Annotated in this window: 7 protein-coding genes; 3 read left to right on the top strand and 4 right to left on the bottom strand. The window is 41.9% G+C overall.

Features of this window, described 5'->3' with window-relative positions; all coding sequences use genetic code 11:
- A partial coding sequence (locus tag VLN09_RS07740) for a tRNA-dihydrouridine synthase (RefSeq protein ID WP_325245263.1) occupies nt 1-363 on the top strand: 363 nt, incomplete at its 5' end.
- A gap of 99 nt (nt 364-462) precedes the next feature.
- Here the strand turns inward: VLN09_RS07740 and VLN09_RS07735 are convergent.
- Nucleotides 463-825, bottom strand: coding sequence for a DUF1622 domain-containing protein (locus VLN09_RS07735; protein WP_325245261.1), 363 nt, complete (start codon nt 823-825; stop codon nt 463-465).
- Between the two features lie 187 nt (nt 826-1012).
- Here VLN09_RS07735 and VLN09_RS07730 point away from each other — a divergent pair, with 187 nt between their 5' ends.
- Nucleotides 1013-1900 carry an SDR family NAD(P)-dependent oxidoreductase gene (locus VLN09_RS07730; protein ID WP_325245260.1) on the top strand — a complete coding sequence of 296 codons (888 nt, stop codon included), beginning with the start codon at nt 1013-1015 and terminating at the stop codon, nt 1898-1900.
- Between the two features lie 691 nt (nt 1901-2591).
- Nucleotides 2592-4769: a catalase/peroxidase HPI gene (gene katG / locus VLN09_RS07725; RefSeq protein ID WP_325245265.1), complete on the top strand. Its 2178-nt coding sequence runs from the start codon at nt 2592-2594 to the stop codon at nt 4767-4769.
- Between the two features lie 178 nt (nt 4770-4947).
- Here the strand turns inward: katG and VLN09_RS07720 are convergent, their stop codons facing one another.
- From VLN09_RS07720 to lipB, 3 genes are all read right to left on the bottom strand, one after another.
- Complete coding sequence (locus VLN09_RS07720; RefSeq protein WP_325245258.1) at nt 4948-5412, bottom strand: hypothetical protein; 465 nt, start codon at nt 5410-5412, stop codon at nt 4948-4950.
- Nucleotides 5413-5553: 141 nt separating this feature from the next.
- Nucleotides 5554-6084, bottom strand: a complete 531-nt coding sequence (locus VLN09_RS07715) for an inorganic diphosphatase (RefSeq protein ID WP_325245256.1) — start codon at nt 6082-6084, stop codon at nt 5554-5556.
- A gap of 196 nt (nt 6085-6280) precedes the next feature.
- Nucleotides 6281-7141, bottom strand: a complete 861-nt coding sequence (gene lipB, locus VLN09_RS07710) for a lipoyl(octanoyl) transferase LipB (protein ID WP_325245254.1) — start codon at nt 7139-7141, stop codon at nt 6281-6283.
- Nucleotides 7142-7571: the final 430 nt, after the last annotated feature.

The raw sequence follows: 7571 nt of genomic DNA, 5'->3' as shown, positions 1-7571 counted from the left end.
GATATCGATAGTGCGCAAAAAGCGCAGCGTGTCTATGAGCTGACAGGCTGTGATGCGGTGATGATTGGACGTGCAGCCCAAGGCCAGCCATGGATATTTCGTGATATCGAGCATTTTTTACGTACTGGTGAGAGCCTTACCGCACCTACAGTTAGTGATATCAAAAAGATCGTACTAGCGCATTTAGAAGAGCTATATGGTTTTTATGGTGAATACTCAGGCTGCCGTATTGCTCGTAAGCACATCGCTTGGTATACAACTGGTATTCCGAACTCTAATGCTTTTCGCCAAGCGATGTATGGTGAAGAAAGTACTGCCGGACAGTTCCGAGTGGTAGAAGATTTTTTGCATGCTCATGAATAATACAGCCCATTCAGATAACTGGTATTCAAATTGAGGACACGCTTTAGGAGCGCTTTGAATCATTCAGACCAACGCAAAACCAATCAGCTCGATTGGTTTTTAATTTTTCTCAGATGACGTTTTATCTTTTTGCCAAGGAAAACGTCCTTCTAGCTCAATTTGTAGTGACAAGCTCAAAAAAGTACGGATCAATACGATAAAACCTAATACTAGAACGCTACGTAGTGTAGGTTCTGTGACAACAGTTGCCATAATGTCGGCGGCGATGAGTACTTCTAAGCCTAGCAAAATAGACTTGCCGACGGTCTGCCGAATTTCCACATAGGTATCATGATTGAAGCCGCCAGACAAACGAACGCCTCGATAGAAAGCAAAAAACAATCCAAAAAACATAATAAGTACACCAATGACTTCGACGATCTTGGCAATCAAATCAATATAGTGAGCTAAAATTTCTATCAAAATATTTATCCTCATCAATAGAAAGCAGAAATTTCACTGTAATACAATACACTTATTGTGTCTATGGAGTTTTGAAAATACCGACTTTTTCCGATTAACACCACTGTTTTAGTCACTTTTTGCCCTGTTTTTTTGCTATGCTATAAACGAACATTCATAGGCATAAGACAAATAAAAAGGAATTTCTATGGCTAATCCATCAAAAAAAGCAATCAGTAAAGCAGTTAAAGATAAAAATGTCATTATTACAGGGGCATCAAGCGGTATCGGTGAGCGTACAGCTTTTTTGCTTAGTGAATGCGGCGCTCATGTTATCTTATTGGCACGTACTGAAGAGAAGCTTAAAGTCGTAAAAGAAAGTATTGAGGAGCTTGGTGGTAAGGCCAGTTATTATCCTTGTGATTTGACCAATATGGATGCCATTGAAACAGTTAGCGCGCAAATTCTGGCTGATTTTGGTCATGTTGATGTGTTAGTAAATAATGCCGGTCGCTCGATTCGACGCTCGGTTCACGAGTCTACTGATCGTTTCCATGATTTTGAGCGTACCATGGATATCAATTACTTTGGCGCTGTCAAAATCATCCTTGCGTTTTTGCCGACGATGATTGAACGTCAAACTGGTCAAATTGTTAATATCTCATCGATTGGAGTATTGGCAAATAGTCCACGTTTTGCCGCCTATGTCGCTTCAAAATCAGCGCTAGATGCCTTTAGCCGTTGCTTAGCTGCTGAAGTCAAAGGCGATAACGTGACGATAACCAATATCTTTATGCCATTGGTACGCACGCCGATGATTGAGCCAACTAAGCTTTACCGTTATATGCCTGCACTCATGCCAGATGAAGCGGCGATGATGGTTGCCAAAGCGATTGTTCATAAACCTAATAGTATTGCTAGCAACATGGGTAAATTTGCTTCGGCTAGTTATTCATTAGCACCAGCGGTCAACGTTGGTATTCAATCGATGGGTTATCGTATTTTCCCGAGCACCCGTGCTGGATTGACTACCGATAAAAAACCAAACCTTGCTCAGCGTGCCTTTGCAAGAATTCTACCGGGTGAGCATCATTAGAATAGAGCTTTTATTAGCCTTGAGCTAAAATAAAAAAGGATGATTCGGTATCCTTTTTTATTGCCTTAAAAAGTATTAATAATTATATAAATGGGTAGGATAGGGGTGTTCTTTTGGCTATCGTATGGTTAGAAATGCGAGATTATCAAGTGCTTTTCTTCGGTTCGGCACCCTATTTAAGGCTTGAATATTTGGCTGTGCGTTATATTTACTGAATATATTCAGCGGATTCTTTTATTTCCCATAACATTTCTTATGGGAATAAGGACACGCCCTAGTGAGGACTTGAACGCTAAGCTGTAGGTTAATAGTATCAAGAATTTTAATTGTTAAGATAGTAGCTGTTTACTTCACAGTATCTATACTAATGTGATAAAGCGTTTGTTTGAGAAGCTTATCTATGTTTGGCAGGGTTCCTAGCCAATTGTGAACGTATTAGTTATTGTAAAACCCTCTGCCACTTTTGCAAGAGATCTATCATATAAATTAGTTTCCTAAATAACTTATTATTCTATATGCTAGATGTTATAAATAGCACACTCGATTGCTATTTATCTGACTACTGCTTAGGAGCCAAATGATGACTAACTCAGATGCTGCAAGTAATACCACTTATGACAAAGGGGATGACCATGGGCCAACGATTCATAGTGAAAACGAGGATAAGTCGCATGCACCACCGCGGCCTAGTATGGGTGGCTGTCCAGTCATGCATCAGTCGCATACCACCTCAGCCTCAGCTGCTACCGACTGGTGGCCCAATGCACTAAATCTAGATATCCTACATCAACAAGACCATAAAACAGATCCAATGGGCGCAGATTTTGATTATGCTGAAGCGTTCAAACAACTTGACTTAGAAGCAGCTAAGCAAGATTTAAAAGATTTAATGACCGATTCACAAGAATGGTGGCCAGCAGATTGGGGGCATTATGGCGGCTTCATGATACGCATGGCATGGCACTCTGCGGGTACCTATCGCCGCGCTGACGGACGTGGCGGCTCTAATACAGGTAATCAACGCTTTGCACCGCTTAACAGTTGGCCTGATCACGTTAATTTGGATAAAGCGCGTCGTTTATTGTGGCCTATCAAGAAAAAGTATGGAAATAAGCTATCTTGGGCCGATTTAATGATCCTAGCTGGTAATATGGCTTATGAAGCAATGGGCTTTAAGACTTTAGGTTTCGCTGGTGGTCGTGCTGATATTTGGCATCCAGAAAAGGATATTTACTGGGGTTCTGAGCGCGAGTGGCTTGCTGCAACCAAAAACCGTTACGAAGATGTTGGCGAGCGTCAGTCTCTTGAGAACCCACTAGGCGCAGTACAAATGGGCTTGATTTATGTCAACCCAGAAGGGGTTGATGGTAACCCTGACCCACTAAAGACCGCACAAGATATCCGTACTACTTTTGGCCGTATGTCAATGAATGATGAAGAAACAGTTGCCTTAACTGCGGGTGGCCACACGGTTGGTAAATGTCACGGTAATGGCGACTCATCGCTATTAGAAGATGAACCAGAAGGCGCTGATATCAAAGAGCAAGGTTTAGGCTGGCGCAACCCTCAAGGCACTGGTAATGCTGGTGACACGGTATCAAGTGGTGTTGAGGGTGCATGGACCACGCATCCAACTCGATGGGATCATGAATATTTTGAATTATTATTCAATCATGAGTGGGCATTGACTAAAAGTCCCGCAGGCGCTTGGCAATGGGAACCTGTCGATATAAAGGAAGAAGATCGGCCTTTAGATGCGCACAACCCCAATATTCGTCGCAACCCGATTATGACTGATGCCGATATGGCGATGATAAAAGACCCTGCTTATCGCAAGATCTCAGAAAAATTTCATAACAATCCAGAATACTTTGATGAAGTATTTGCCAAAGCTTGGTTTAAGCTGACCCATCGTGATTTAGGCCCAAAATCTCGCTATTTAGGCGCTGATGTGCCAAGCGAGGACTTCAAGTGGCAAGATCCAATCCCAGCAGGTAATGCTGATCTCACTGCTGATGATATCGCTACTTTGAAATCTCACATATTAGACAGTGGTATTGATCATCGTGAGCTTATCATCACTGCTTGGGATAGCGCACGCACTTATCGTGGCTCAGACTATCGCGGTGGTGCCAACGGTGCTCGTATTCGCCTAGCACCGCAAAAAGACTGGCAAGGTAATGAGCCTGAGCAATTGGGCCTTGTACTCGAAGCTCTCACTACCATTCAGAATAATTTTAACAAAGATGTCAGTATAGCGGACTTAATTGTACTGGCTGGTAATACCGCTATTGAGCAAGCAGCGGCGAATGCTGGCGTCGAGATTGACGTACCCTTCAAGGCAGGTCGCGGTGATGCTACTGATGAGATGACTGAGGCGGAAACCTTCTCTGATCTTGAGCCCTTGCATGATGGTTACCGTAATTGGCTCAAAGGCAATTATGCGGTGTCACCTGAAGAGATGTTGCTAGATCGCACTCAACTGATGGGCTTGACTGCACCTGAAATGGTCGTCTTAGTTGGTGGTATGCGTGTTCTAGATACCAACTATGCTCATAGTCAACAGGGCGTGTTTACCGAGCGTGCTGGTACGCTTAGCAATGACTTCTTTGTGAACTTAACAGACATGAGCTATACATGGCATCCTGTTAAAACAGATAACAATGATGCTCCTGCGCTATATGAAATACGCGAACGTAGTACTGGTAACGTAAAATGGCAAGCTAGCCGCGTAGATCTAGTGTTCGGCTCAAACTCTATACTCAGAGCTTATGCCGAGCTATATGCACAAGACGATAACCTAGAGAAATTCGTCCATGACTTTGTCAAAGCATGGAGTAAAGTGATGAATGCGGATCGTTTTAGCTAAAAATCTACCCCTCTGTCAACTTGAAATAAGCAATTCAAACTGAAGAAGGAAAGTGTTTAAGAGGTCTATTTATCTGGTTTCGTTGGGGTATACCTTAGCGTAACCAGTTATTTCACCCTTCAAGCCTATTAATAGACCACTCAAAATAGACCGCTATAATGGAACTACTTAAAACAGACTAGCCAAATACACTCCACATTATCCAAAACAACCCTGCCATAACGACAGCAATGATTAAGAGGCGTTTTACCCAGTAGGGCAACAGGGGTTTTTTATAGCCCAAATTATTCAATAGACTGTCAACGCCCTTTTGCAAGGTCTGAAAGTTTTGTTCAGACGGTGTGCTTTTGACTTTATTCTTAATCAAGCGCTCAGTATCGTCCTCGGCTTTTTCTCTATCAAAGCTAATGGCTTGACTAGGAATGCCTTGTTTATTGGCGATACTATTTAGTTTTTGCTGCTGCTGACTTTTCAGCGCAAGCTCATATGCATCTATGCGAGATTTGGCGGCATCCATGCTGATATTTTCATCGGCAGCCAAAGTCGTAATTGCCATTACGATATTGCCTTTTTCGACCATCATCATAACGGTCTTTGGCAATTTTGCCTTGGCAGGCTTTGAGCTTGAATCAGAGTCAAACATGACAGTCCTTATTTAGGCGTGATAATAGGTAAGTATGGTATGAGTTATTATAACCTTGTTATAAGGACAAAATTCAAGCAAAAAAATACCGCAGTTAATATCATATCTGCGGTATTTTTATCAGAATTATTTTTCTGTAATTTATAAATCTTTCCAGCGTTGGATAGATTCTTTAATGACTTCTTTGGCTTCGCTCACATCACCCCAAGATTCAACCACCGTTGTACCTGGTTTTTTAAGGTCTTTATAGTGGCTAAAATGGAACTCTAGCTGGTTGATCAGCTGCTTTGGTAAGTCAGCTAGGCTGTTATAAGCGTTGCCTGTATCACGGTCGTCAGCAGGTACGACGACGATTTTGTCATCGACTTCGCCATCATCAACGAATTTCATCACGCCAATGACTTTCGCTTTTAAGAAAATTCCAGTCGGTAAAGGCTGTTCTGTAATGATTAAGGCATCAAGCTCGTCACCATCTTCATCAAGGGTTTTCGGGATAAAACCATAGTTACAAGGCTTGGCAAAAATCTGTGGGTCAACACGATCAAGCTCAAATACGGCCAATTCGCGATTCCATTCAATTTTATGGCTACTACCAGCTGGGATTTCTACTACCACATTAATGATGCCGCCATCAACGTCGCCTGCGTCCAAAATTTTATTAAAATCTGCCATAAATTGCTCCAATGTGCTTTTGTTATGAATACTTCAACGATAAAAGGGAAATGTTGGCGCGCTAGGATGATTGCTGCGCCCAATTTGTGCCGATTGCGATTATAACAAGTTTGAATCAAATTTTCTCGTAATGCTTAAGTCTAAGCGCGAACGCTATTATGCAAAAAAAGATTATGCAAAAAAAGACTCAACCTTCTTATTTTGGTGCTAATTCACGCAATGGGATATTTCCTGCATGACGCTGTGCGATATTTTCGATGAGTTTTTGTGTAAATTGCTCGTAAGTGAGCGTTTTTGCCTCATCAGTAAGCGGTAGGTTATTTAGCTGCGTATTGGTCGCTTGGCTCATGCTGACAAAATCCGCTAAACGCAGCATTTGCATGCCAGCATAACCGCAAGGATTGATGGCGTTAAATGCCGATAAGTCACAATTTAAATTGATGGCGATACCATGGTAGCTAAAACCATGTTTGATTTTAAAACCAAGCGATGCAATTTTGCCAAGCATAATGGTATTGTTAGCTTCTACCTCATCAGCCGATGTATGGGAGTTATTGTCTTCTGTAGTAATATCAGTATATAGATAGACACCAGGGGCATCACGGCGGGCGCGAGCGCTGATATGAATGGTATCCGTTGATGCTTCGCCCTTTAAGCAGTCATTAACTACATCCTCAATTGCTTGCTCAGCGTGAGAAACCATATTGCGAACACTCCAGCCGACACTGTCCAAATCAAAAAGCCAATACATCACCAATTGACCATGCCCGTGCCATGTCACCTGACCGCCGCGATCTGTTTTAATAATAGGGGTATTGGTACGTTGTAGAATATGCTCTTCTTTACCTGCTTGCCCAAGGGTGTAGACGTCATTGTGATCGACCAGCCATAACTCATCAGGCGTACGTAGTCCTTGCTCTTTTTTAAGGGCAATACGCTTTAACGTGCGTGATAACATGGCATCGAGAGTCGGCACGTAGTCAGCAACTGAGAAAGACTTGGTGATAAGAGTGTCATTGAGTAGTTGTGTATTGAAAGGGTGCATAGTATTTGGCATGAGAGTGGCTTTCTTGTATTTTTGTTATCGTAAAAAGGGTAGCGGTTGTTAACACCACTGTCATCGAGTGTAGCAGTTTTCATATTACTGCCCAAATTTTAATTTGATTATATTTGGTGATAAAAACAGGGTAGTATTGGGTTTCAATTGACTCAACTATATAGAGATAGTTAGAGAGCAAGATAACCTCCGTGTGAGTGGATACGCATCGTATACAAACCCATGGGTCAATGAAAGATGTTGTTCATTCAGGGGTCAATGCACTACATTAATGAGTACTGAACAAAATTAATACCTCGTAAAATAGTATTCTATAAAATGAGGTTTTAGCTGTTTTCATTATTAAGCTTTACGGCATGAATAGCACATTTATACTGATAAAAAAATGATATAAGTGCCGTTTAGCGTCTAATAATAGCTATAGAGTCTT

The sequence above is a fragment of the Psychrobacter sp. genome (genome assembly GCF_035469765.1).
In the GTDB taxonomy this organism is placed as follows: domain Bacteria; phylum Pseudomonadota; class Gammaproteobacteria; order Pseudomonadales; family Moraxellaceae; genus Psychrobacter.
This window is presented reverse-complemented; position numbering and strand designations above follow the sequence as displayed.